The organism is Stenotrophomonas sp. TWI700 (genome assembly GCF_039673645.1).
GTDB lineage: Bacteria > Pseudomonadota > Gammaproteobacteria > Xanthomonadales > Xanthomonadaceae > Stenotrophomonas > Stenotrophomonas maltophilia_AA.
The window spans coordinates 1-23,568 of sequence record NZ_JBDJMB010000025.1; the positions used below are offsets into that span (position 1 = coordinate 1).

The 23,568-nt window shown below is 68.8% G+C and carries 20 protein-coding genes and 1 tRNA gene; 12 read left to right on the top strand and 9 right to left on the bottom strand.

Going from position 1 to position 23,568, the window contains the following annotated elements; all coding sequences use genetic code 11:
• Positions 1-188: 188 nt before the first annotated feature.
• From lptE to ABE473_RS15355, 6 genes are all read left to right on the top strand, one after another.
• Positions 189-815 (top strand): LPS assembly lipoprotein LptE, encoded by a 627-nt coding sequence (gene lptE / locus ABE473_RS15330; RefSeq protein ID WP_346490094.1) that lies wholly within the window; start codon positions 189-191, stop codon positions 813-815.
• Between the two features lie 31 nt (positions 816-846).
• On the top strand, positions 847-1,884 hold the full coding sequence (holA, locus tag ABE473_RS15335; RefSeq protein ID WP_179458294.1) for a DNA polymerase III subunit delta: 1,038 nt from the start codon (positions 847-849) through the stop codon (positions 1,882-1,884).
• Between the two features lie 4 nt (positions 1,885-1,888).
• Positions 1,889-2,554 carry a nicotinate-nucleotide adenylyltransferase gene (gene nadD / locus ABE473_RS15340; RefSeq protein ID WP_346490095.1) on the top strand — a complete coding sequence of 222 codons (666 nt, stop codon included), beginning with the start codon at positions 1,889-1,891 and terminating at the stop codon, positions 2,552-2,554.
• 58 nt (positions 2,555-2,612) lie between these two features.
• Entirely contained in the window at positions 2,613-3,044 is a 432-nt protein-coding gene (gene rsfS / locus ABE473_RS15345; RefSeq protein ID WP_179458296.1) for a ribosome silencing factor, read from the top strand.
• Positions 3,045-3,128: 84 nt separating this feature from the next.
• Positions 3,129-3,599, top strand: a complete 471-nt coding sequence (gene rlmH, locus ABE473_RS15350; RefSeq protein ID WP_088434465.1) for a 23S rRNA (pseudouridine(1915)-N(3))-methyltransferase RlmH — start codon at positions 3,129-3,131, stop codon at positions 3,597-3,599.
• Between the two features lie 57 nt (positions 3,600-3,656).
• Positions 3,657-3,733: transfer RNA gene (locus ABE473_RS15355), tRNA-Asn, on the top strand.
• Between the two features lie 126 nt (positions 3,734-3,859).
• On the opposite strand, the gene ABE473_RS15360 is transcribed toward ABE473_RS15355, so the two are convergent.
• From ABE473_RS15360 to ABE473_RS15370, 3 genes are all read right to left on the bottom strand, one after another.
• Positions 3,860-6,694 carry a TonB-dependent receptor gene (locus ABE473_RS15360; RefSeq protein WP_346490096.1) on the bottom strand — a complete coding sequence of 945 codons (2,835 nt, stop codon included), beginning with the start codon at positions 6,692-6,694 and terminating at the stop codon, positions 3,860-3,862.
• Between the two features lie 180 nt (positions 6,695-6,874).
• Positions 6,875-7,531 carry an energy transducer TonB gene (locus ABE473_RS15365; protein WP_346490097.1) on the bottom strand — a complete coding sequence of 219 codons (657 nt, stop codon included), beginning with the start codon at positions 7,529-7,531 and terminating at the stop codon, positions 6,875-6,877.
• A 212-nt stretch (positions 7,532-7,743) separates the two neighbouring features.
• Entirely contained in the window at positions 7,744-8,478 is a 735-nt protein-coding gene (locus ABE473_RS15370; RefSeq protein ID WP_319210914.1) for an SIMPL domain-containing protein, read from the bottom strand.
• Between the two features lie 130 nt (positions 8,479-8,608).
• Between ABE473_RS15370 and ABE473_RS15375 the strand changes: the two genes are divergently transcribed.
• Genes ABE473_RS15375 through tldD form a run of 4 tightly spaced genes read left to right on the top strand, consistent with a single transcriptional unit; the run spans position 8,609 to position 16,061 of the window.
• Entirely contained in the window at positions 8,609-9,190 is a 582-nt protein-coding gene (locus tag ABE473_RS15375) for a Maf-like protein (protein ID WP_346490098.1), read from the top strand.
• On the top strand, positions 9,183-10,670 hold the full coding sequence (gene rng, locus ABE473_RS15380; protein WP_176989244.1) for a ribonuclease G: 1,488 nt from the start codon (positions 9,183-9,185) through the stop codon (positions 10,668-10,670). Before ABE473_RS15375 ends, rng begins: the two co-directional genes overlap by 8 nt.
• Positions 10,671-10,700: 30 nt before the next feature.
• On the top strand, positions 10,701-14,561 hold the full coding sequence (locus ABE473_RS15385; protein ID WP_346490099.1) for a YhdP family protein: 3,861 nt from the start codon (positions 10,701-10,703) through the stop codon (positions 14,559-14,561).
• A 54-nt stretch (positions 14,562-14,615) separates the two neighbouring features.
• Positions 14,616-16,061, top strand: a complete 1,446-nt coding sequence (tldD, locus tag ABE473_RS15390) for a metalloprotease TldD (RefSeq protein WP_176989246.1) — start codon at positions 14,616-14,618, stop codon at positions 16,059-16,061.
• A gap of 77 nt (positions 16,062-16,138) precedes the next feature.
• Here tldD and yjgA read toward each other — a convergent pair whose 3' ends face one another.
• Complete coding sequence (gene yjgA, locus ABE473_RS15395) at positions 16,139-16,753, bottom strand: ribosome biogenesis factor YjgA (RefSeq protein WP_346490100.1); 615 nt, start codon at positions 16,751-16,753, stop codon at positions 16,139-16,141.
• 68 nt (positions 16,754-16,821) lie between these two features.
• Between yjgA and pmbA the strand changes: the two genes are divergently transcribed.
• Together pmbA and ABE473_RS15405 are read left to right on the top strand one after the other, a co-directional pair.
• The gene (pmbA, locus tag ABE473_RS15400; RefSeq protein WP_346490101.1) at positions 16,822-18,189 is read left to right on the top strand and encodes a metalloprotease PmbA; all 1,368 of its coding nucleotides are present in this window, start codon (positions 16,822-16,824) and stop codon (positions 18,187-18,189) included.
• 78 nt (positions 18,190-18,267) lie between these two features.
• Complete coding sequence (locus tag ABE473_RS15405) at positions 18,268-18,642, top strand: DUF4870 domain-containing protein (RefSeq protein ID WP_346490102.1); 375 nt, start codon at positions 18,268-18,270, stop codon at positions 18,640-18,642.
• A 101-nt stretch (positions 18,643-18,743) separates the two neighbouring features.
• On the opposite strand, the gene ABE473_RS15410 is transcribed toward ABE473_RS15405, so the two are convergent.
• The 5 genes from ABE473_RS15410 to ABE473_RS15430 form a co-directional block, all read right to left on the bottom strand.
• On the bottom strand, positions 18,744-19,622 hold the full coding sequence (locus ABE473_RS15410) for a farnesyl diphosphate synthase (RefSeq protein ID WP_346490103.1): 879 nt from the start codon (positions 19,620-19,622) through the stop codon (positions 18,744-18,746).
• Complete coding sequence (locus ABE473_RS15415; protein ID WP_176989251.1) at positions 19,612-19,872, bottom strand: exodeoxyribonuclease VII small subunit; 261 nt, start codon at positions 19,870-19,872, stop codon at positions 19,612-19,614. The genes ABE473_RS15410 and ABE473_RS15415 overlap by 11 nt, the downstream gene beginning before the upstream one ends.
• A 36-nt stretch (positions 19,873-19,908) precedes the next feature.
• Positions 19,909-21,198 carry a tRNA lysidine(34) synthetase TilS gene (tilS, locus tag ABE473_RS15420; protein ID WP_346490104.1) on the bottom strand — a complete coding sequence of 430 codons (1,290 nt, stop codon included), beginning with the start codon at positions 21,196-21,198 and terminating at the stop codon, positions 19,909-19,911.
• Between the two features lie 66 nt (positions 21,199-21,264).
• Positions 21,265-21,825 (bottom strand): WG repeat-containing protein, encoded by a 561-nt coding sequence (locus tag ABE473_RS15425; RefSeq protein ID WP_346490105.1) that lies wholly within the window; start codon positions 21,823-21,825, stop codon positions 21,265-21,267.
• Positions 21,825-23,537: an alkaline phosphatase gene (locus ABE473_RS15430; protein WP_346490106.1), complete on the bottom strand. Its 1,713-nt coding sequence runs from the start codon at positions 23,535-23,537 to the stop codon at positions 21,825-21,827. The genes ABE473_RS15425 and ABE473_RS15430 overlap by 1 nt, the downstream gene beginning before the upstream one ends.
• Positions 23,538-23,568: the final 31 nt, after the last annotated feature.

Here is a 23,568-nt window from a genome sequence, read left to right on the forward strand (position 1 = left end):
TTCGGGGGGCGCCCCCGCTGGTTGCTGGGTGGCGTCCCCCCGGTGTCGGGCCCGCCTGTGCCCACGGATCTCCAGGGACCGATACGGGCGGCGCCGCGCGGGCGGTCCGGTATCAAGTCCTGTTCACGCGGCATCCGGCACGATCACTGCTTGTTGCCGCGACCGCCCGGCTCCTACAGACTGTGTCCATGACCCGATTCCTGCTTGCCCTTGTCCTGACCGCAACCCTCGCCGGGTGCGGCTTCCATCTGCGCAACAAGTTGATGCTGCCGGCCGATACCGCGGCGGTGCAGGTGGTCTCCACCGCGCCTTACAGCGAACTGGTCAAGTTGCTGCGCCGTGGCCTGCAGGCCTCCGGGGCGCAGATCGCCGACAGCGACAGCACCGAGCCGGCCGCCCAGCTGCAGGTGCTGTCCGAGCGTTGGGGTGATCTGCCGATCGCGATCGATGCCCAGGGTCGTGCCCAGGAATACAGCCTGCGCTACGCGGTGATCTTCATCTTCCGCCGCGAAGATGGCAGTGAGCTGGTGCCGCAGCAGGTGATCGAACTCTCGCGCGACTACGTGTCGCCGCCGACCGACGCCACCGGTACCACCACCGAGCGCGAAATCCTCTCCGACGAACTGCGTCGCGAGATGTCCGCCTCGATCATGCGCCGCATCGACAGCGTGGTCCGCGCCGAGCTGGAGCACGGCCGTGCCCCGGCCAAGCCGGGTACCGCGCCGGTGGACACGCCGGTCGAGCCGCCGGCGGCCACCCCGACGTCGACGACCCCGACGCCGGCGGTACCCGCCGACGTTCCGCAGGGGCACTGAGTCCGGTCCGCCTGCGGATCGGCCTGCCCGCATGGAACTGCGCCCCGAACAGCTCGCCAGCCAACCGGCCAGCCAGCCGTTGGCACCGGTCTACCTGATCGCGGGGCCCGAGACGCTGCGCGTGCTTGAAGCGGCCGATGCCGTGCGGGCACGTGCCCGCGCCGATGGCGTCAACGAGCGCGAAGTGTTCGATGCCGATGGCCGTGACTTCGACTGGAACCAGCTCGACGCCAGCTTCAACGCGCCCAGCCTGTTCAGTGCGCGTCGCCTGATGGAACTGCGCCTGCCCAGCGGCAAGCCGGGCAAGGAAGGCGCGGAGGTGATCAGCCAGTTCTGCGCCAATCCGGCCCCGGATGTGATCCTGCTGATCACCTGCAACGAATGGAGCAAGGCGCACCAGACCAAGTGGGCCGATGCCGTCGGCCGCGCCGGGGTGATCTCGGTGGCCTGGGCGATCAAGCCGCATGAACTGACCGAGTGGATCGAGCGCCGCCTGCGCGGCAAGGGCCTGCGCGCCGATCCACAGGCCGTGCAGCGCCTGGCCGAGCGGGTGGAGGGCAATCTGCTGGCCGCCGCCCAGGAAATCGACAAGCTGGCCCTGCTGGCCGATGGCCAGACCCTGGACGTGGAGACCATGGAGTCGCTGGTGGCCGATGCCGCCCGTTACGACGTGTTCCGTCTGGTCGAAGCGACCTTCTCCGGCCAGCCCGCCGCGGTGCTGCGCATGATCGCCGGCCTGCGTGCCGAAGGCGAAGCCGTGGCCGCGCTGACCCCGATCGTGATCCGCGAACTGCTCTCCACCGCCGGCCTGGCGCGGGTGCAGGCGCGCGGTGGCAACCTGGCCGCGGAGATGAAGAGCCGTGGTATATGGGAATCGCGGCAGGCGCCCTTCAAGCGCGCGCTGCAGCGTCACCCCGAGGTCAAGCGCTGGGAGCGCTTCGTGGCCGAGGCCGGGCTGGTCGACCGCATCGCCAAGGGGCGCGCCGACGGCGATGCCTGGCTGGCGCTGGAGCGGTTGCTGATCGCGGTCTCCGAAGCCCGTGCCGTGCGCCTGCTCGCCCGGGCCTGAGCCCATGGGGCTGCGCATCTATTACGGCGGGACCTTCGATCCCGTCCATCTGGGCCACCTGGCCATTGCCCGTGCCGCACGCGACCAGCTGCAGGTTGCCGTGCGCCTGCTGCCGGCCGCCGATCCGCCGCACCGCGCCACCCCCGGCGCCGACGCCGCGCAGCGTCTGGCGATGCTGGGCCTGGCCATCGGCGACGAGCCCGGCCTGCTGCTCGACCGGCGCGAGCTGGACCGGGCCGCGCGCAGCCCCGGCGTGCCGTCCTATACCGTCGATACGCTGCGCGAGCTGCGCGCCGAGCTGGGCCCGCGCCAACCGATCGCCTGGCTGGTCGGCGCCGACAGCCTGCTGGCCCTGCCCAGCTGGCACGCGTGGACCGCGCTGTTCGATCTGGCGCATTTCATCGTCGCCGACCGCCCGGGCAGCCCCTTGGCCGACACGCCCGACCCGGTCCTGGCACAGGCCCTGGACGGGCGCTGGGCCAGTCATGAGCGCGAGCTGTTCAACGCGCCGGCCGGCCGCCTGCTGCGCCTGCAGGCCCCGCTGCGCGAGGAATCGGCCACCGCCGTGCGGACCCGGATCCAGGCCGGTGGCCCCTGGCAGCAGCTGCTGCCAGAGCCGGTGGCCGGCTATATCCTCGACCACCGCCTGTACGGCGCAACACCGTCGTGAATACGCGCGGGCGCGCCGCCCCGTATAATCGACCCCACATTTATCGAGTTGACCCGCTTTGAGCAACCAAGCCCAGCCCCAGACCATCAAGGTCCAACTGCCCAATCCGGCGCCCTCCGTTCTGCAGCTGCTCGAGTGCGTGCGCGGGGCCACCGAAGAACTGAAGGCGAAGGATCTCGTTGAGATCGACGTCATCGGCCGCTCCAGCGTCGCCGATTACATGGTGATCGCGTCGGGTACCTCCAGCCGTCACGTCAAGTCGATCGCCGACGAAGTGGTGAGGTTCGCCAAGAAGCTGGGTGTGATGCCGCTTGGCGTGGAAGGCGAGCGCGAAGCCGAGTGGGTGCTGGTCGACCTGGGCGACGTGATCGTCCACGTGATGCTGCCGCGCGTGCGCGAGTTCTACGCGCTCGAGCGCCTGTGGACCGTGGGCGACCAGCCGCCGATCGAACTGCTCGACGATGCGGACGACGACTACGACGCGCGCTGATCGCAGCGTGCAGGGTCACGACGACGGCGCCGATGGCGCCGTTGTCTTTTGCGGCGCCGCGTGCGGTGCCTGCCGAGGACAGAGATGAAAGCCAAGTTGATCGCCACCGGCGAACGTGCCCCGTCCTGGGTCGCGCAGGGCTTTGCCGAGTACCAGAAGCGGCTCTCGCACTGGTTGCCGTTCGAGCTGGTCGAGATCGAGCCCGGCCTGCGTGGCAAAGGGCGCGACGCGCGCCGCGCCACCGATGACGAAGGCAAGCGCGTGATTGCGGCGCTGCCGAAGAATGCCTACGTGGTCGCGCTCGATGTGCCGGGACGCCCGCTCAGTTCCGAACAGCTGGCCCAGCGCCTGGAGCACTGGCGCGGGCAGGGCAGGGACCTGGCCTTCCTGATCGGCGGCCCGGAAGGCCATTCCGCCGAGGTGTCGGCGATGGCCGACGAGAAATGGTCGATCGGGCCGCTGACCCTGCCGCACATGCTGGTGCGCCTGGTGGTGGCCGAGCAGCTGTACCGCGCCGCGGCGATGCTGGCCAACCATCCGTATCACCGCGCGTGAAATAGTTGTCGCCAGACGGGTTACATCTCGCGAAAAACGGGCTACAATGCGCACCCCGCCCGAATAGCTCAGCCGGTTAGAGCACTTGACTGTTAATCAGGGGGTCGTTGGTTCGAGTCCAACTTCGGGCGCCAAGATTTAAGAAAAAGCCTCGCAGCGATGCGGGGCTTTTTTTGTCCGCGATCCGCGCAGCTCGCATGACCGGCCAAACAAAAAGCCCGGGCATTGCCCGGGCTCGTTGTTCCCCAAATGCGGCTATCTCATTCGAAGGTGTACTTGGCCCCCACGGTGAAGTAACGACCGATCGCGCCGCTGAAGTGCAGCGGGTTGTAGTTCACGCCACCATAGGTGGTCGGATCCAGCGGGGCGATGCGGTCGAACAGGTTCTGCACCGACGCGTTCAACTCGAAGGCCTCGGTGATGTTCCAGCGACCGGAGAGGTCGAAGGTGGTGAACGAGGAGATCTTCTCGACGTCGGTACCGTCGGCGTAGGCGAACTGGTACGAGCCGTCCGGACCGCGGAAGTCGGTGTTCTCCATCTTGGAGATGTAGTTGGCTACGCCGCTGACGCTCCACGGGCCCTGCTTCCAGGTGGTGCCGAAGTTGATGCGGTCCTTCGGTGTGCCGATGCAGTTGGTGACGTCGCAGTTGCCATGGGTACCGGCGTAATCCCGGGTCACGTCGGCATCCGTACGCTCGAACTTGAGCACGTGGCTCCACTGCAGATCCATCTCCAGCTGGCCCGGACCGATGTCGAAGGTCTGGCGGATGTCGGTATCGATACCGCGTACGCGGGTCGACGCGGCATTGATGTACTGCGTATTGACCGCCAGGATGCTGCCGGTGCCGGGAACGCCATTGAGCAGGTTGTTGTCGCGCAGCACGTTGCCGGCCGCGATCGCCGTGCCGGTGTCACCCTGCGCGATTTCGTTGGTGCGCTTGATCTGCCAGGCGTCGATCGTCATCGAGGTGCTGGAGGTCGGCTGCAGCACCAGACCGACGGAGTAGCTCTTGGATTCCTCCGGCTTCAGGTCCGGATTCGGGCGGGTGATGATGGCGACCGGCAGTGCGCCGCAATCGTCATCGGTCGCGCCCGGGGCCGGGTTGCCGCCGGGGCAGCGCACGGGGTCAGCCGCGTTGGAGAACGCCGCCAGGCCACCGTCGCCGTTCTCGGCCGGATTCGGTGCACGGAAGCCTTCGGCATAGCTGCCGCGGACCGCGATCCAGTCGGACGGGGTCCACTTGATGCCGACCTTCGGCGTTGCCTTGCCCTCGCCACTTTCATATTTGTCGTAGCGGACCGCACCGGACAGTTCCAACTGCTCCAGCACCGGCGCGGACAGTTCGACGTAGCCGGCATACACGTTCTGGGTGCCGTCATAGGCCGAGTAGCCCAGGCCGATGATGTCACCCTGGTCGGTGTAGGTCTGCGGGGTCAGGCTGTTGCTGGTCTTGCGCCATTCGGTACCCAGCGCCAGGCCCAGCGGGCCGCCCTTGAGGTCGGCCAGGCTGCGCGACACGGTGAAGTCGAACATGTCCAGGCTGGACTTGGCGCGTGCGCTGATGTCCGGCGAGATGTAGTCATACAGCGCCTGCGAATTGAGGCCGGCGTCGTCACCGATGCGCCACACGCCACCCGGGCAGGCCGGGTGGCCGAGTGCGCACTGTACGGCGCTGTAGCGCAGGAAGCCGGTGCGCTTGTTGACCAGGTCGGTGCCCGAATGCAGGTAGGCGGTGTCGTAGCTCCACTCGCCCCAGTTGCCCTTGACCCCGACCAGGAAGCGGTTGAACTCGTTGGTGTTGTTGGTCACGCGCGGGCCCACGTCCCAGGCCGAATAGCGCAGGCGCGAGGCCTGGCCCGGGATCGGGTTGTCCGGATGGGTCGGGCCGAGCACGGTGGCACCATCGCCGCTGTTGGCGTTGACCGGGCCGCCGGGATAGCCCCAGCCACCGGACACGCCGGAGGGCGTGTTGCTGAAGGTGGTTTCCTTCTTCGAGTAGCCGATCTCGGTGTAGATCTCACCGCCCTCGCCAAAGGCGAAGCTGGCGCGGCCGAACACGTTGACGTACTTCTCTTCCGGGGTCAGGTCGCGGTACAGCTGGTTCGGATCCCACAGGCAGCCCTGCTGCTGTGCGGTGACGTCATTCTGGCCCGGGATGGTGGTCAGGCCGGCGCAGCCAGGCAGTGCGACGAGGAACGCCGGATCATCCGGCGTGACCGCGCGATCGTCGAAGACCGAACCGGTCGGACCGACGCCGCCACGGGTACCGCCGGACAGTGCGGCACCGCCCAGGAACTGCGCATTGTTGCCGTAGCCGTAGCGACGGATGTCACCGGTGCCGATCCACTTGCGGTCCTTGCGGTCGCTGATCTTGATCGCGTCGGTCTTGCCCACGTCCAGGCTGAAGAACGCATTCCAGCCGTCGGTGGCCAGATCGCCGGTACCGGCGGTCAGGGTGGCCTTCTTCGCATCGCCGTCGCTGTCGCCGGACAGGCCGTAGGAGGCGCGCAGGATGGCGCCATTGAAGTCGCTGCGCAGGATGATGTTGACCACGCCGGCGATGGCGTCCGAACCGTAGATCGCAGAAGCGCCGTCCTTGAGGACTTCAATGCGCTCGACCGCATCCAGCGGAATGGTGCTCAGGTCGGTGAAGACCTTCTGGCCGTCATCGGCCAGGCCGTAGGTCGCCATGCGGCGGCCGTTCAACAGGACCAGCGTGGAGCCGGCGCCCAGGCCGCGCAGCGAGATGCCCGCGCCGCCGCCGGCAAAGCCGTTGCCGAAGGTCTTGGGAATGGAGCCCGAGCCGTCCGCGGTCAGGGTCTGCAGGTATTCGGCGACCGTGGTCTTGCCGGTCCGGTCGATTTCCTGGCGGGTGACCACCTGGACGGGGGAGGGGGTTTCGGTATTGGTGCGGGGGATGTTCGACCCGGTGACGGTGATCCGGTCAAGGTTGGTCGCCTGCTCCTGCGCGAACGCGGAGGACGACGCCATGGCGCCCACCAGCAGCAGCGCGCCGCCGGTAAGGATCGTGGAAATGGAAGTGGCCAGGCTGTTGCGGCGGCTGTCGTCGCGGCGTTGGATCGGGTGTTTCACAGCTTCTCTCCTGACTGGGAAAACCTAGATGTCAATAAGTCGACACCAGAACGGTGGCAACGGCGCCAATCTAGGTTTCCGGCAGGTGACGCAAGTGTGAAAAATTGCTTAATTCGCGAAAGGTTGTGTGATGGCGCTGTGTGAATGGGGAGAGCCCGTTGCAGGCTCTCCCCGGCACATCTAACGCGGCAACGTGAATTCCACCGGGACCAGGCCATCGGCCTCGACGACCTGGCCATTGACGGTGGCGGGCACGAAGCGCCAGCGGCGCAAGACCTGCTGGCGCGCGGCCTGGTCGAGTACGCGCGAGCCGCTGCTCTTCTCGATGTCGACCGCCAGCGGACTGCCATCGGTACCGACCCGGATGCGCAGCACGACCGTGCCCTGTTGGCCGAGGCGGATCGCGGTGATCGGATACGGCGGCGGCGGGGCGCTGCGGTACTGGAGCTGGGCCCCCTGCGCCGGTGCGGCTGCGGCAGGCGCCGGCGCAAGCAACGGCGGTGACGCCTCGGTGGCCGGTAGCGGGGACACCGCCAGCGCGTCATCGAGGGCGGCAGTGGGCGTCGGCAGGGGGGGCGGCGGTCGCTGCGTGTTCACCGGTGCCGTCGGAACCTTCGGCGGTGCCGGATCGGCATGGATCGGTATCGGCGGCTGCGGAGGCGGCGGCAGCACCCAGCTCACCCGCATGCGCTCGCGCGGGGCCGTGATCAGCGGCTGTGCGGCAGGAATCAACAACAGCATCAGGGCCAGCGCATGGACCGCGATGGCAGTGCTCCACCCGAGCACGCGGGACGCTTCGATGTGCAGCGGGACAACCGGGGACGGGGTACGGACCATGCTCCACTCTCCTTGCCAGATGTGCGGAAACACCAACGTGCCTGCGCGGCGGATGGGGTCAGGCGGGGCCGCGCAATGACAGCAATACCCGAGCCCGGCACGGGCCGGAAGTCAGGGGCAGGGTGGGGAGTTGGCTGGCAGTCAGAATCGGACCGCGCACAGCATGACGGCGCCTTTCGGCGCCGTCACAGGGCCATCGACCGGAGCGTGGATCAGCGGCCCAGATCGAACACCACGTCCAGGTTGACCGACACGGTGGATTCGCCCGGCGAAACCGGCGTCGACACATCGGCCGCCATCGGCGCCGCCTGGGCACGCATCATCACCGGACGGAAGTTGCCGCCACCGCTCTCGGAGATGCTCACGATCCGGCGCACGCGCAGGCCCAGCGATTTGGCGTAGGTCTCGGCGCGGGCCTGGGCCTTCTTCAGCGCTGCGAGGCGGGCCTCGTCATAGACCGGTTCGGGCTGGTCGATCTCGAACTGCGGGCCGTTGATCTGGTTGGCGCCCTGGGCGGCCAGCGCGTCGAGCACTTTGCCCAGCTTGGCGATGTCGCGCACCTTCAGGCTGACCGTGTTGCTGGCCTGGTAGCCGGTGATCTTCGGCGCTTCGTTGTCGGCGTAACGGTACTGCGGGCTCAGGTTGACGCCGCTGGTCTGCACATCACGCTCGGCGATGCCGGCCGCCTTGATCGCGGCCAGTACCTTGGTCATCTGCTCGGCGTTCTGGCGCATGGCGGTGTTGCCGTCCACGGCCTGGGTGACCACACCGGCCGAGAGCGTGGCCACGTCCGGCACGCGCCTGGCCTCGGCATTGGCCGAGATGTTGAGCAGGGTGCCGTCGGCCGGCACGGCGATGGTGGGCTGGGACTGGGCGTGGGCGGTCATCGAAGCTCCCAGGGCAAGGGACAGGGCGAGCAGCAACGGGGACAGGGACGGGCGGCGCATGTACATCTCCTTGTGAAGACGTTGAGGTTGGTGTCGGGGCGATGAACGCGTCGTGAGGTTTGATGGGGTCGATCACGATTCAAGCGTGTTGCTCGCGATTCAGACAGTAGGCTCAGGTTATGCTTCCTCGATGCTTTATCTCGCCTCTCGCTCCCCCCGACGAAACGAACTGCTTGCGCGCCTGGACCGACCGTTCCAGGCGCTCGACCTTCATGTGCCCGAAGTCCGTGCAGCCGACGAGTCGGCCGCGGACTACGTGCAGCGCGTGGCCGCCGACAAGGCGCGCGCCGGGCTGGCGCTGGTCACGCACGATCCGGACGCGGTGGTGCTGGGCTCGGACACCGAGGTCGTGCTGGACGGGCGCGTGTTCGGCAAGCCGGCCGATGCCGCCGACGCCTGCGCGATGCTGCGCACCCTGGCCGGGCGCACCCACCAGGTGATGACCGCGGTGGCGCTGGTCGCCGCGGGCCGGGAGCAGGGTGTGCTGGTGGTGTCGGAGGTGACGTTCGCGGCAATCGATGAGGAGCGGATCGCGGCCTACGTGGCCAGCGGCGAGCCGATGGACAAGGCCGGCGCCTATGCGATCCAGGGCGGCGCCGAACGATACATCCGCCATCTGGCGGGAAGCTATTCGGGTGTGATGGGTTTGCCCCTGCAACAGACCGAGCAGTTGCTGCAGACGTTTGAACTGAAGGGAGTCGCCCATGTCTGAAGAAATTCTGGTCAATGTCACCCCGCGGGAAACCCGCGTCGCCGTCATCGAGAACGGCATGCTGCAGGAACTGCATATCGAACGCGGCTGGCGCCGTGGCGTGGTCGGCAACATCTACAAGGGCAAGGTGCAGCGGGTGATGCCGGGCATGCAGGCCGCCTTCGTCGAAGTCGGGCTGGAGCGCGCGGCGTTCCTGCACGCCAACGATGTGATCCGGCCGGCCCCGGTGGCCAGCCCCGATACCGAAGGCACGACCCTGCCGCCGCCGTCCTCGGTGCCGATCGTGGAACTGCTGCGCGACGGCCAGGACATTGTGGTGCAGGTGGTCAAGGACCCGATCGGGACCAAGGGCGCCCGCCTGACCACCCAGATCAGCATTCCCTCGCGCTACATGGTGCTGCTGCCGCAGTCCAAGGTGGTGGGCGTGTCGGCCCGGATCGAGGACGAGACCGAGCGCGCGCGCCTGAAGACCCTGGTGACCGAGCTGTCGGCCCAGCACGGCGGCTATGGCTACATCGTGCGCACCAATGCCGAAGGCCAGCCGGCCGAGGCGATCGCCGAGGACGTGGCCTATCTGTCGCGCGTCTGGAACGTGGTGGAGCGCCGTGGCCGCGATGCCGCCCCGCTCAGCGTGATCTATGAAGACCTCAGCCTGCCGCTGCGCTCGGTGCGCGACCTGATCCGCAAGGACGTGGACAAGGTCAAGGTCGATTCCAAGGAGACCTTCAACCAGCTGCAGGCGTTCGTGGCCAAGTACATGCCGGTGCTGGCCGAGAAGATCGAGCTGTACAGCGGCGATCGCCCGATCTTCGACATGTTCGGGGTCGAGGACGAGATCGGCCGTGCGCTGGACAAGCAGGTGCCGCTGAAGTCCGGTGGCTACCTGGTCATCGACCAGACCGAAGCGATGACCACGATCGATGTGAACACCGGTTCCTTCCTGGGCCAGCGCAACCTCGAAGAGACGGTGTTCCGCACCAATCTGGAGGCCGCGCAGGCGGTCGCGCGCCAGCTGCGGCTGCGCAACCTGGGCGGCATCATCATCATCGACTTCATCGACATGGACGATGCCGAGCATCGCCGCCAGGTGCTGCGCACGCTGGAGAAGGCGCTGGCCCGCGACCATGCCAAGACCACGGTGTACGACTTCTCGCCGCTCGGCCTGGTCGAGATGACCCGCAAGCGCACCGTGGAAAGCCTGGAGCGTCAGTTGTCCGAGCCGTGCCCGGAGTGCAGCGGGCGTGGCTCGATCAAGACCGCCGAAACGGTGACTTACGAAATCTTCCGCGAGATCACCCGGGCGGTGCGCCAGTTCGATGCGGCGCGCCTGCTGGTGATCGCCTCCTCCAAGGTCGTGGCGCGCATCACCGACGAGGAATCCTCGGCGGTGGCCGAACTGGAGGAGTTCCTGGGCAAGAGCATCCGCTTCCAGGCGGACGAGCAGTACCTGCAGGAGCAGTTCGATGTCGTGCTGCTCTGACTGCGGCCGGTCCGGCATTCCCACGTTCCGATGAGCACACCGCTCCGCCTGCGCCTGCGCCGGATCCGCCGCCATGCCGTGTATGCGGTGGCGATCCTGCTCGTGGGCGTGGCCCTGCTGGTCGGCACCGCCAGCCAGCTGCTGCCCCTGGCCGAGCGTCACCCGGACAAGGTGGCGGCGTGGTTGAGTGCGCGCGCCGGGCAGCCGGTGCGTTTCGACGCGCTGGATACCGCCTGGACCCGGCGCGGTCCGCTGCTGCAGCTCAAGGGGCTGCGCATCGGTGAAGGCCAGGGCCTGCGCATCGGCGAGGCGGAGGTACTGATCTCCATGTATGCCGGCCTGCTGCCGGGGCACTCGCTGACCGAGCTGCGCCTGCGCGGCCTCGCACTGGTACTGCAGCGTGCCGACGACGGCCGCTGGTCGGTGCAGGGCCTCCCGCAGTCCACCGCGGGCGACCCGCTGGAAACCCTGCGCCGGCTGGGCGAACTGCAGGTGATCGGGGGCCGGCTGAGGGTGGATGCGCCCTCGCTGGGCGTCAACGCGACGCTGCCGCGGATCGACCTGCGCCTGCGCGTCAACGGCCAGCGCCTGCGCGTCGGCGCACGTGCCTGGGCCGACCCGGCCGCGCAGCCGCTGACCGCGGTGCTGGACTTCGAACGCAAGCGCGGTGACGGGCAGGCGTGGCTCTCGGCCGACCCGGCCGATTTCCGTGCGTGGTCCTCACTGCTGCAGTTCGGTGGCATCGGACTGCAACAGGGCACCGGCGAGTTCAATGCGTGGGTGGACCTGCGCGATCATCGGGTGGTGATGGTCACCACCGACGCGGACCTGCAGAACGTACAGGTCCGCGGCGTGAAGCTGGCGGACGGGACGCACCCGCAGCTCGCGCTGCAGACGCTGGAGCTGCGCGCGCGCTGGCGTTGGGTTCAGGGCGGCTGGCGCGCCGATGCACCGCGCCTGCGGATCGGCCTGGAGGGTAGCACCCAGCAGCTGGATGGCCTGCTGCTGGCCGGCGGCCAGCACTTCGCGCTGTCCGGCGACAACATCGATGCCACCGCGCTGCTGCGCGGGCTGGCACTGACCGACCGGATCGACCCGGGCCTGCGCGAGTGGCTGCATGAGGCCGCACCGCAGGTGCGCATGACCCGCGTGCGGATCGCGGGCGAGCAGGGCGGCGCGCTGTCGATCGAGGGCGACCTGGAGGACATCCGCTTCGCCGCGGTCGGCCATTCGCCCGGACTCAGCGGCGTGGGCGGACGCTTCAACGGCGATGCCGACGGCTTCACCCTGGATCTGCAGCCGCAGCGGGTGATGCATTTCGATTGGCCGAGCGGGTTTGGCGAGCGCCACGATGTGCGCCTGGGCGGGCAGCTGGTCGGCTGGCGTGACGAGGCCGGCGGCTGGCGGATCGGCACGGCGGCGCTGCGCGTGCAGGGCACCGACTACGCCGCCGACGTGCGCGGCGGCATCTGGTTCCAGAACAACGGCACCCGCCCGTGGCTGGAACTGGCGGCCAAGATCGACGATGTGCCGATGACCGCCGCCAAGCGTTTCTGGATCCATTCGAAGATGAGCAAGGCCGCCACCGATTGGCTGGATGCCGCACTGGTCTCCGGGCAGGTCCGCGGCGGCGTGGGCCTGGTCACCGGCGATCTGGAAGACTGGCCGTTCGACAAAAACAATGGCCGCTTCGAAGCGACCGGGCACATCGACGCCGGCAGCATCCGTTTCCAGCACGACTGGCCGACGATGGACAAGGTGGACGCGGACATCGCCTTCATCGGTCCGGGCTTCGAGCTGCATGGCAAAGGCGATCTCGCCGGCGTGGCAGTGGACCACTTCGATGCCGGCATTCCGGATTTCGGCGTGACCGCGCTGTACGTCAAGGCGACCAGCCGCAGCGATGCGGGTGCACTGCTGGCCATGCTCAAGCAGAGCCCGCTGCAGGCCACCTACGGCGAGACGCTGGGCAACCTCACCGCGAAAGGGCCGGCAGCGGTCACGTTCGATCTGCTGCAGCCGCTGCACCATGTTGAAGGCAGCGGTCACCTGCAGGGCACGGTCGATCTGGCCGGCGCGACCCTCACCGAGAAGCGCTTCGACCTGGTCTTCGAGAACATGCGCGGCACCGCCCGGTATGGCCATGGTGGCTTCGATGCGGAGAACCTGGCCGTGCGCCACCAGGGCCAGGACGGGCTGCTCAGCCTGCGCGCCGGCGGATTCGTGCGCGATCCGCAGCAGGCCTTCGAATCCGAACTGACCGCTTCGCTGGAGGCTGGTGCGCTGCTCGACCGCGCCCCGGAACTGAACTGGCTCAAGCCTTACATCCAGGGCACCTCGCGCTGGACCATCGGGGTGACCCTGCCCAAGGTCGCGGCCGGCAGCAAGGTCGAGCCGCCGACCGTGCTCAAGCTGCATTCGGATCTGGTCGGCACCACGCTGGAACTGCCCGCACCGCTGGACAAACCCGCTGCTACGCCGCTGGCGACGGACGTCACCGCGCAGCTGCCGATGGGCAGCGGCCGGGTCGATGTCGCGTTCGGGCAGCGGCTGGCCCTGGCTGCGCGCACACGTGACAACCAGACCGGCGTGCAGGTCACCCTGGGCAGCGACCACGTGGATCGCGATCCGCCGGCCAGCGGGTTGGTGGTGAATGGTCGCAGCGGCTCACTGGATGCGCTGGAGTGGATCGGCCTGGCGCGCTCGCCCGAGGGCGGCGATGACAAGGACCCGATGCCGCTGCGGCATGTGGATGTGCAGGTGGGCCAGTTGCTGCTCGCCGGCGGTGTCTTCCCGCAGACCCGGCTGCAGCTGCGCCCGACCGGCAACAGCGTGGACGTGCGCATGGATGGCCCGTCGCTGGCCGGCACCCTGAGCGTCCCCAATGCCGAGGGCGGCACCATCGTCGGCAAGCTCAGCCGCGTGCACTGGCAGTCGCTGCCCACGCCGGTGAAGGCGCCGGGCGACGGCGCGCCGATCCTGCTGCCGCCGGACGTGACCCTGCCGGCGCGGGTCCAGGCCAGTGCCAACGACACCAACCCGGCCAAGGTGCCGCCGCTGTCGCTGGATATCGACGACCTGCAGTTCGGCAAGGCCAGGCTGGGCCAGGCGGTGCTGCGCACCCGGCCGATGGCCAACGGCCTGAGCGTGGACCAGCTGCAGTTCCGCGCGCCCAAGCAGGAGATCGACGTCAGCGGCCGCTGGATGGGCATGGGCGAGACCGCGCGCAGCCAGTTCAACGTGCAGGTCAACAGCGAGGACCTGGGCGGGCTGATGCAGAATCTGGATTACGGCGGCCAGCTGCGTGGCGGCCAGGGCCAGCTGACCATGACGGCGGGCTGGCAGGGCGGCCCGTCGGACTTCCAGCTCGGCGCGCTGCAGGGCCAGCTCGACGTGCAGGCCCGCAACGGCCAGCTGCTGGAACTGGAGCCCGGTGCCGGGCGCGTGCTCGGCCTGCTCAGCGTGACCCAGCTGCCGCGCCGGCTCATGTTCGATTTCCGCGATTTCTTCTCCAAGGGCTTCGCCTTCAACCAGGTCGAGGGCCGCGTGGCGTTCAGCGACGGCATGGCCACCACCGACAAGGTGCTGATCGAAGGCCCGGCGGCGAACATCACCATCCGTGGCCAGACCGACCTGCGCCAGCAACGCTTCGACCAGACCATCGACGTCAACCCGCGCGCGGGCAACCTGCTCACCGTGGTCGGTGCGGTCGCCGGCGGCCCGGTCGGTGCGGCGGTGGGCGCGGCGGCCAATGCGGTGCTGTCCAAGCCGCTGGGCGAGATCGGCGCCAAAACCTACCGCGTGACCGGCCCCTGGGCCGAACCCAAGGTCGACGTGATCGACCGCGACGCAGCGCCCAAGCCGGCCCCGGCCGCACCGCCGGCGCGCTGACCCCTTTCCCGCGCCCGGGTTGCGATCGCGCCCGGCGCCCACAGATCAAAGAGCATGAACAACAACGCACTTTCGCTGGCCACCGACCGTCTGCTGCTGCCCGCCGGGCTGGATGCGAACGGTCTGGAACGCACGTTCGGCACCCTGCTGGGGCCGGGCATCGACTTCGGGGATCTCTATTTCCAGCACGCACGCCGCGAGAGCTGGAGCGTGGAGGACGGCATCGTCAAGGACGGTGCGCATTCGATCGAGCAGGGCGTGGGCGTACGCGCCATCGCCGGTGAGAAGACCGGCTTCGCCTACTCCGACGACATCCACAGCGATGCGCTGCTGGCTGCGGCGAACTCCGCCCGCGCCATCTCCCGCGAGGGTGGGGCGCAGTCGGCCCGCTCGCTGGTGCGTGGCAGTGGCCGCGCGCTGTACCCGGCGCTGGACCCCATCGACGGCATGGGCAACGAGGCCAAGGTCGAGATGCTCAAGCGCCTGGACCGCTACCTGCGCGCCGCCGACCCGCGCGTCCAGCAGGTGATGGTCAGCCTCTCCGGTGGCGTGGACACGGTGCTGATCGCGCGCAGCGATGGCGTGCTCGCGGCCGATGTCCGCCCGCTGGTGCGGTTGAACGTGCAGGTGATCGTCGAGCAGCACGGCCGTCGCGAGTCGGGCTACTCCGGTGGCGGCGGTCGTTACAGCTATGAAGAACTGTTCGCCGACGGGCGTCCGGAAGGCTTCGCGCGCGAGGCGCTGCGCCAGGCGCTGGTGAACCTGGAGGCGATCCCGGCTCCGGCCGGGGTGATGACCGTGGTGCTCGGCCCGGGCTGGCCCGGCGTGCTGCTGCACGAAGCGGTCGGCCACGGCCTGGAAGGCGACTTCAACCGCAAGGGCACCAGCGTCTACGCCGGCCGCATCGGCGAGCGCGTGGCCGCACCGGGCGTGACCATCGTCGACGACGGCACCCTGGACGGTCGTCGCGGCTCGTTGAACATCGATGACGAGGGCCACCCGACCCAGTGCACCACCCTGATCGAGGACGGCATCCTGGTCGGCTACATGCAGGATTCGCTCAATGCGCGCCTGATGGGCGTGGCGCCGACCGGCAACGGCCGTCGCGAGTCGTTCGCGCACATGACCATGCCGCGCATGACCAACACCTACATGCGCGCCGGCCAGCACGATCCCGAAGAAATGATCCGCTCGGTCAAGCGCGGCCTGTACGCGGTCAACTTCGGGGGCGGCCAGGTCGACATCACCAGCGGCAAGTACGTGTTCTCGGCCACCGAGGCCTACCTGATCGAGGATGGCAGAATCACCGCGCCGGTGAAGGGCGCCACCCTGATCGGCAACGGCCCGGAGACCATGCAGAAGGTGCGCATGATCGGCAACGACCTGGCCCTGGACGAGGGCGTGGGCATCTGCGGCAAGGATGGCCAGAGCGTACCGGTCGGCGTGGGCCAGCCGTCGCTGCTGATCGATGGCATCACCGTGGGCGGCACCCAGGCCTGAGCCGGATGCGTACGCCCGTGCTGCCCGATCACGCGGCCGCCAGCAGGGTGCTGGCGCTGCCGCGTGAGCGCCGGGACTCAGTCCTCGGCGTTCTCGTCGCTGTCGCTGTCCGTGTCGGCCACGTCGTCCAGATCGTCCTCGGACGCGGCGTTCACGCCTTCCAGGCCGAGCGCGGCGGGCAGCAGCAGCGTACGCAGCACCTGGAAGATCTCGCGGTACGCGCGCGGCGGTTTGTTCTTGGCCTTTTCGGCCTGGGCGTTGCGCACCAGCGTGCGCAGCTCCTGGCGGTCCGCATGCGGGTACTCGTCCAGCAGGGCGCTCAGCGCCTTGTCGCCGTCCTTGAGCAGGCGCTCGCGCCAGTCTTCGACGCGGTGCATGGTCGCCACTTCACGGCGCGAGGTCTCGCTGTTGGCATCCAGCGCGTCGCGGATCGCATCCAGCACGGCGTCGTCTTCGCGGCGCATGTGCTTGGCCAGGAACGCCAACTGGCGCTTGTGGGCGATATGCGCGGTGATGCGCTTGGCCTCGGCGATGTGCGGCAGCAGATCTTCGGGCACCGGCAGGCGCGCCAGCTGGGCCGGGGTCAGCGAGACCAGCTTCTCGCCCAGGGCCAGCACGTCCAGCGCAGCCCGGCGGTTCTGGCTGCGGCTGATATCAAGGAATTCACCGGTTTCTTCGTCGCGTCCGCGCATCGTCTTATTTCCACATCCGTAAACTGTGCCGGCGTCGCGCCGGGCACTCACCTGTACAGGATAAAGCATTGAACGTGATCTCCCCTGAAGTCTCCCCGGCCGACGACAGCCTGCAGCGCCTGGAGCAGCTGGCCGACATCTCCCAGCGCCTGCTGGAGCGGGCCAAGGCCCTGGGCGCCACCCAGGCCGAGGTCAGCTGCAGCGATGAGCGCGGGCTGGATGTGAACGTGCGCCTGGGCGAGGTCGAAACGGTCGAATCCACCCGCGACCGCGGCATCGCGGTGACCGTCTACTTCGGCCAGCGCAAGGGCAGTGCCAGCACCGCCGACCTGCGCGAGAGCAGCCTGGAGTCGACCGTGGCCCAAGCCTGCGCCATTGCCCGCCACACCGAGGACGACGAGGCGGCCGGCCTGGCCGAGGCCGCGCTGATGGCCCGCGAGTTTCCGGACCTGGACGGCTGGCACCCGTGGGAGCTCAGCGCCGATGCGGCGCTGGACCTGGCGCTGGCCTGCGAAGCCGCGGGCCGTGAGGCCGACGCCCGGATCAGCAACTCCGACGGCGCCTCGGCCGCGACCGCGCAGAGCCTCTCGGTGTATGCGAACTCGCATGGCTTCATCGGCCGCGAGCGCAGCAGCCACCACTCGATCGGCTGCGCGCTGATCGCCGGGCAGGGCGATGGCATGCAGCGCGATGGCTGGTACAGCAGCGCGCTGGCCCGCGAGGATCTGGACGATGCGGCTTCGATCGGCCGCCGCGCCGCCGAGCGCACGGTCGCCCGGCTGGACCCGCGCTCGATGACCACCGCGCAGATGCCGGTGCTGTATTCGCCGGAGGTGGCGCGTTCGTTGATCGGCCACCTGCTCGGTGCGGTCTCCGGTGGTGCGCTGTACCGCCGCGCCAGCTTCCTGCTCGACAGTGTCGGCACCCGCCTGTTCCCGGACTGGTTCGGCATCGAGGAGCTGCCGCTGCTGCGCCGTGGGCTGCGCTCGGCCGCCTTCGATGGTGATGGCGTGGCCACGCGCAACTCGGCCCTGATCCGCGATGGCGTGCTGGAGCGCTACATCCTGGGCAGCTATTCGGCACGCAAGCTCGGCCTGCCGACCACGGCCAACGCCGGCGGCGTGCACAACCTCAAGGTCCGCGCCAATGCGGGCGACCTGGTCTCGATCGCCCGCCAGATGGGCAACGGCCTGCTGGTCACCGAGCTGATGGGGCAGGGCGTCAACAGCGTGACCGGTGACTACTCGCGAGGGGCCGGCGGCTTCCGCGTGGAAAACGGCGAGATCACCTACCCGGTGGACGGCATCACCATCGCCGGCAACCTCAAGGACATGTTCGCCAGCATCGAGGCGGTGGGCACGGACATCGACACGCGCTCGCACGTGCATACCGGCTCCATCCTTGTAGGACGAATGACCGTTGCCGGTAACGATTGACGTATTCTATGGAGGCTGCCCTGGCAGGCGGGGAGCCTGCCGCGTGCACTACCCATTACCTCGAACAAGGAGTTTTACGTGAGCGATTTCGATAACGTCACCACCCCGCCGCCTGTCGGTGCCCCGGCCCCGGCCGACCAGCGCACCATGGCCCTGGTGGCGCACCTGCTGGGCATCTTCACCTGGTTCATCGGCCCGCTGATCATCTGGATGATCAACAAGGACGACAGCAGCAAGGGCTTCGTCATCGACCAGGCCAAGGAAGCGCTCAACTTCCAGATCACCATCACCATCGCGATGCTGATCTGCATCGTGCTGATGATCGTCATCATCGGCGGCCTGCTGGCCCCGCTGGTCGGCCTGCTGAACCTCGTGTTCTGCATCATCGCCGCAGTGAAGGCCAACAACGGTGAGTACTACCGCTATCCGTTCACCCTGCGCCTGATCAAGTAATCGATCCGCAGCGCTGGAACGAAAAACGCCCGGGATTCCCGGGCGTTTTTGTGTGTCCTGGCGTGTAGAGCCACGCCACGCGTGGCTGCCCTCACGATCGATCAATGATCCCGCTCGACCGCCAGTTTCGCCAGCGCACGCAGTGCATCGGCCGCCTCACCATACCCGGCCAGACCATCGAACATCTGCTCGCTCAGCGTGCGCAGATGCGCCTTGGCACCGTCCATGCCCAGCAGCGCCGGGAAGGTCGACTTGGCCTGCGCCTCGTCCTTGCCGGCGGTCTTGCCCAGCTGTTCGGAACTGGCCTCGACATCGAGGATGTCGTCACGCACCTGGAAGGCCAGGCCCAGCGACGCGGCAACGGTATCCAGCGTCGCCAGATCGGCGTCAGCTGCCTCGCCACACAGCGCGCCCATGCGAACCGCCGCGCGGATCAGCGCGCCGGTCTTGAGCGCATGCATGCGTTCCAGATCCTGCAACGGCTGCTGATGGCCGGTGGCATCGATATCCAGCGCCTGGCCGCCGCACATGCCGGCCGCGCCGGAGGCGTGCGCCAGGGTCTGCAGGCAGGCCACGCGCAGCGCGGCCGGCTGGGCCGCATCGGCGATCAGGCCGAACGCACGGGTCTGCAATGCATCACCGGCGAGGATCGCGGTGGCTTCATCGAAAGCGATGTGCGTGGTCGGTCGGCCGCGACGCAATGCGTCGTCGTCCATCGCCGGCAGATCGTCGTGGACCAGCGAATAGGCGTGGATCAGTTCCACCGCCATCGCGGGGGCATCCAGCGTGCTTTCATCCGCACCGAAGATCCGGCCGCTGGCATACACCAGCAGCGGCCGCATGCGCTTGCCGCCACCGAGCACCGCATAGCGCATCGCCTGGTGCAGGCCACGCGGGGCATCGGTCGGGGAGGGCAGGCTGGCGTCTAGATGATGTTCGATCCGGTCGCGCCAACGCGCGAACGTGGCCTCAACCGTCATGGCCGGGCGGGTCGAACGGGACGGCGGTGTCGGGCTGGGCCGGATCGCTGAGCAGGCGCACGCGCAGTTCGGCCTGCTCCAGCGCCTGCTGGCACTGGCGGTACAGACCGACACCACGTTCGTAGGCGCTGAGCGATTGTTCCAGGCTCATTTCGCCGGTTTCCATCTTCTCCACCAGCTGCTCCAGCTCTTCCAGCGACTGCTCGAAGTGGGCGACCGGGGAGGTTTCATTGGGGGACTTCTTTGCCATGCGCCAAGTGTGGGCCGCCGGCCCGGCGGGGTCAATTCAGGCCGCCCCCGGCGTCCACTGCAACTGCGCATGATGGGCCTGCAGCCACGGCTGCAGGGCGGCACCGATCACGCGGTCGCCGGCCGCCAGCAGGGTTTCCTCATCGAACAGCAACGGCAGCTGGCGGCGTTGCCACGGCGGCAGGCCCTGCTGCTGCAGGAGGTCCTTGAGGGCGTGCGAATGCGCGCGCCCGGGCAGCTGGATGCGCTCGCCGCCGCGCCGCGCACGGATCTGCACCGGCGTATCGAAGCCATCGACTGCACCGATCAGGCGCAGCTCACCGCCATCGGGCAGGGCCAGCGGCGCGCGCCCATCCCAGTGCACGCTCCAGTCGGCCGGCAGCGCCAGGCTGGCCGAGAGCAGGTGCAGTTGCCCGCGCCAGCGACGGATGCGTGCCCCCTGCCAGGCGAACTGCGCATCGGCATGGTACGCGGCCGGCAGCAGCTCGCGTTCGACCGCCTCGACGCCCGCGGCCGGCAGCGGCGGCAGGCCACTGCCACGCACCCAGTGCCGCAGCAGGCGCGCGCGCCGTTCGACCGGCTGCCGCATCAGGCGCGTGCAGTCGATCACGCCGGGACCCACGCTGCAGCGTTCCAGCGCGTCGCGGTCGGCGCTGTCGAGCAGATGCTGGGATTGCGCGCACAACGCTGCGCTGCGCGCGAAGGCCGCGTCCGCCTGCGGCCAGCGCTGGCGCAGTTGGGGCAGCACGTGCAGGCGCAGGAAATTGCGGTCGGCGTCATCGCTGGCATTGCTGGGGTCTTCGATCCAGTCCAGCCCTTCGGCCTGCGCATGCGCGCGCAGGCTGCTGCGCGGAACCTCCAGCAAGGGCCGCCACACGGTGCCGGCGCCGAACGCGCTGGTCACCTGCATGGAGGCCAATCCATCCACGCCGGAGCCGCGCAGCGCCCGCAGCAGGAAGGTCTCGGCCTGGTCATCGCGATGATGGGCCAGCGCCAGGTGTTCGCCGGGCAGCAGCTGCGACGCGAAGGCCTCGCGCCGCGCATGCCGCGCGGCCGCTTCCAGCCCCTGTCCCCGGTTGCGCGGTACCTGCACGCGGATCACCCGCAGCGGGATGTTCCAGCGGGCGCAGACCTGCGTGCAGTGCACGGTCCAGGCATCGGCCTGCGCCTGCAGGCCGTGATGGATATGTACGGCGCGCAGGCCAGCCGTGCGTTGCGCCGGCGAGGTGGCCAGCCAATGCAGCAGGACGGTGGAATCCAGCCCACCGCTGAAGCCTACCAGGACCGGATGGACGACAGAGGGCGGTGACGGAAGCAGGGAAGTCATGGGGAAAGCAGCCTCAGGCAGACCGGCAGTATCGGCGCTGCGTGGTGGCGATGCCACGCGGAGCCTTCATGGCGTCTCTGCGTCCATTGCCGAGCGGCCCTGGCGGTCGATGCGATACCAGGTGCCGCCGACCATGGCGGTATGGCCGTGGTCGTCCGGCGCCCCCTTCCGGCAGCCCTCGCAGACGCGGGCCACGCCGTCTTCGAAGGCCCAGCCGAAATCGAACGTGGCCGGGAAGGCCTGACGCAGCTCGGTATCGAAGTAGCCGATGCGCGCGCCGACGCGGCCGCGCACCAACCCTTCCACCACATAGTCCGGGCCGTTGTCGAAGGTGATCACCGGCAGCTGCCGGCCATCGGCGCGGACATAATGGAATCCACCACCGGCATGGACCGCCGCCAACCCGTCCTGATCGTAGGACAGCGCGGCCAACGCCTTGGGCGCGAGCGCAAGACGCCCGTCGGCCCACTGGCACCCGGCCAACGGCTGCAGGCCGTCCTCCTCGGTCAGGGCGGCGCAGTCCGTGCCCGCGCCCCAGGCCACGGTCGAGGCAAGCAACCCTGCCACCAGCAGCAGGGGCCGCACATGGCGGCCCCTGTGCGTTGCATTGCGGAGAGGCAGACGCATTACTTCGTATCGCCTGCCTGGCGCTCGAAGGCGGTCGGCTTGGGCAGCTCGACCGGCACGCCCTTGGCGTCGCAGGTGCCGGCCTCGCACAGGCGCAGGCGCAGGCGCGGGGTGGCCTGCACGATCATGTGGTAGATCGCGTTCTGCTCCATCGTGCCGCGCACCGCCTTGCTGCCCGGGCCACGTGCCCAGATGCCGACGTCTTCGCCGCCATGGGATTCGCTCTTGGCCGGCACCAGCGCTTCCTGCATGTAATCGGGATGCTCGGTATCCACTGCGGTCAGGTCAGGCCGGCCGGTGGTCGGATCGAAGCTGCTCGGGTTGTGCGGATATCGCTTCGGCCCGACCGGCTGCTGGTTGGTGGCACCGGTGTAACCCGGGCCGTTGGCGTAGGTCAGCGTCGTGTAGGGCAGGCCCAGGCCATCGCGGGCCAGCTCCAGCTTGCCGGCGCCGTCTTCGCCGCCCTTGTCCTTCACCTTGCCGAGGATCGGATTGCCACGCGCCGGGTAGCCGACGAAGTTCAGCGTGTGCGAGTGGTCGGCGGTGACGATGATCAGGGTGTCCTGGTCCGAGGTCGCCTCGACCGCGGCACGCACCGCATCGGACAGCGCCACCGTGTCGGTCAGGGCGCGGTAGGCATTGCCGCTGTGGTTGGCGTGGTCGATGCGCGCGCCTTCCACCATCAGTACATAGCCTTCCTGGTGGCGCGACAGGTTGGCGATCGCCGCCTTGGTCAGCTCGGCCAGGCTCGGCTCACCGGCCGGATCCTCCTTGCGCTCGGCCTCGTAACGCATGTGGTCCGGCTCGAACAGGCCGAGGATCGCCGGTGCGTTCGCGGCGGCCTGCAGCTGCGTGGCGTTCCAGACATACGCACCCTGCGGGTGGGCCTGCTGCCACTCGGTCACCAGGCTGCGCCCGTCCAGGCGCTGGCCGACCTTGTCGTCGTATTCCGGATCGCGTTCTTCCACGGTGGTGAACTCGCCGCGGCCGCCGCCGAGGGCGACCAGCGGGCCGCGCCCGAAGCGCGCGGTCGACAGCAGCTGCTGGGCGATGTCGCGGCAGCCGGCGGCCTTGGCCGCTTCGGGCACATCGGTATCGTTTTCCCAGTTGCGCTCCGGCGAGTGCGCATAGGTCGCCGCCGGGGTGGCATGGGTCAGGCGCGCGGTGGAGACCATGCCGGTCGCCATGCCGGCGCTGTCGGCCAGCTGCAGCCAGGTCAGCAGCCCCTTGTCCAGGCTGTCGGCGCAGTCATTGCGGGTGCCTGCGCTCACGCCGATGGCGCCCATGTGGGTCTTCACGCCGGTGGTGATCGCCGTCATCGTGCCCGCCGAATCCGGCGTCTGCGAATCCGTGTTGTAGGTCTTGCTGAACGCCGTGGCCGGGAAGCGCTCCCAGGACAGCAGGTTTTCCTCGCCCGGGTGCCCATTGCGCTGGCCTTCGAAGATGCGCGCCGCCGCCACCGTGGTCAGGCTCATGCCATCCCCCAGGAACAGGATGACGTTCCTCGCCTTGCCGTCCATCGCCCCGGTACTGGCCGCGCGTGCCGCGCCGCTGCGGTACCACCACTGAGGGGTTTCCCCGGCGGGGTGGGCAATGGCCGGCACATCGACCTGGACCGCGCCGGCAGAGGCGCTGGAGGAGGGAGCGGTACTGGCGCAGGCGCCGAGCAGCAGGGTGGTGACGGCGGCCACCAGAGGCGTGAAACGGGACATGGACAGGCAAATCTCACATGTGAAACGGGCG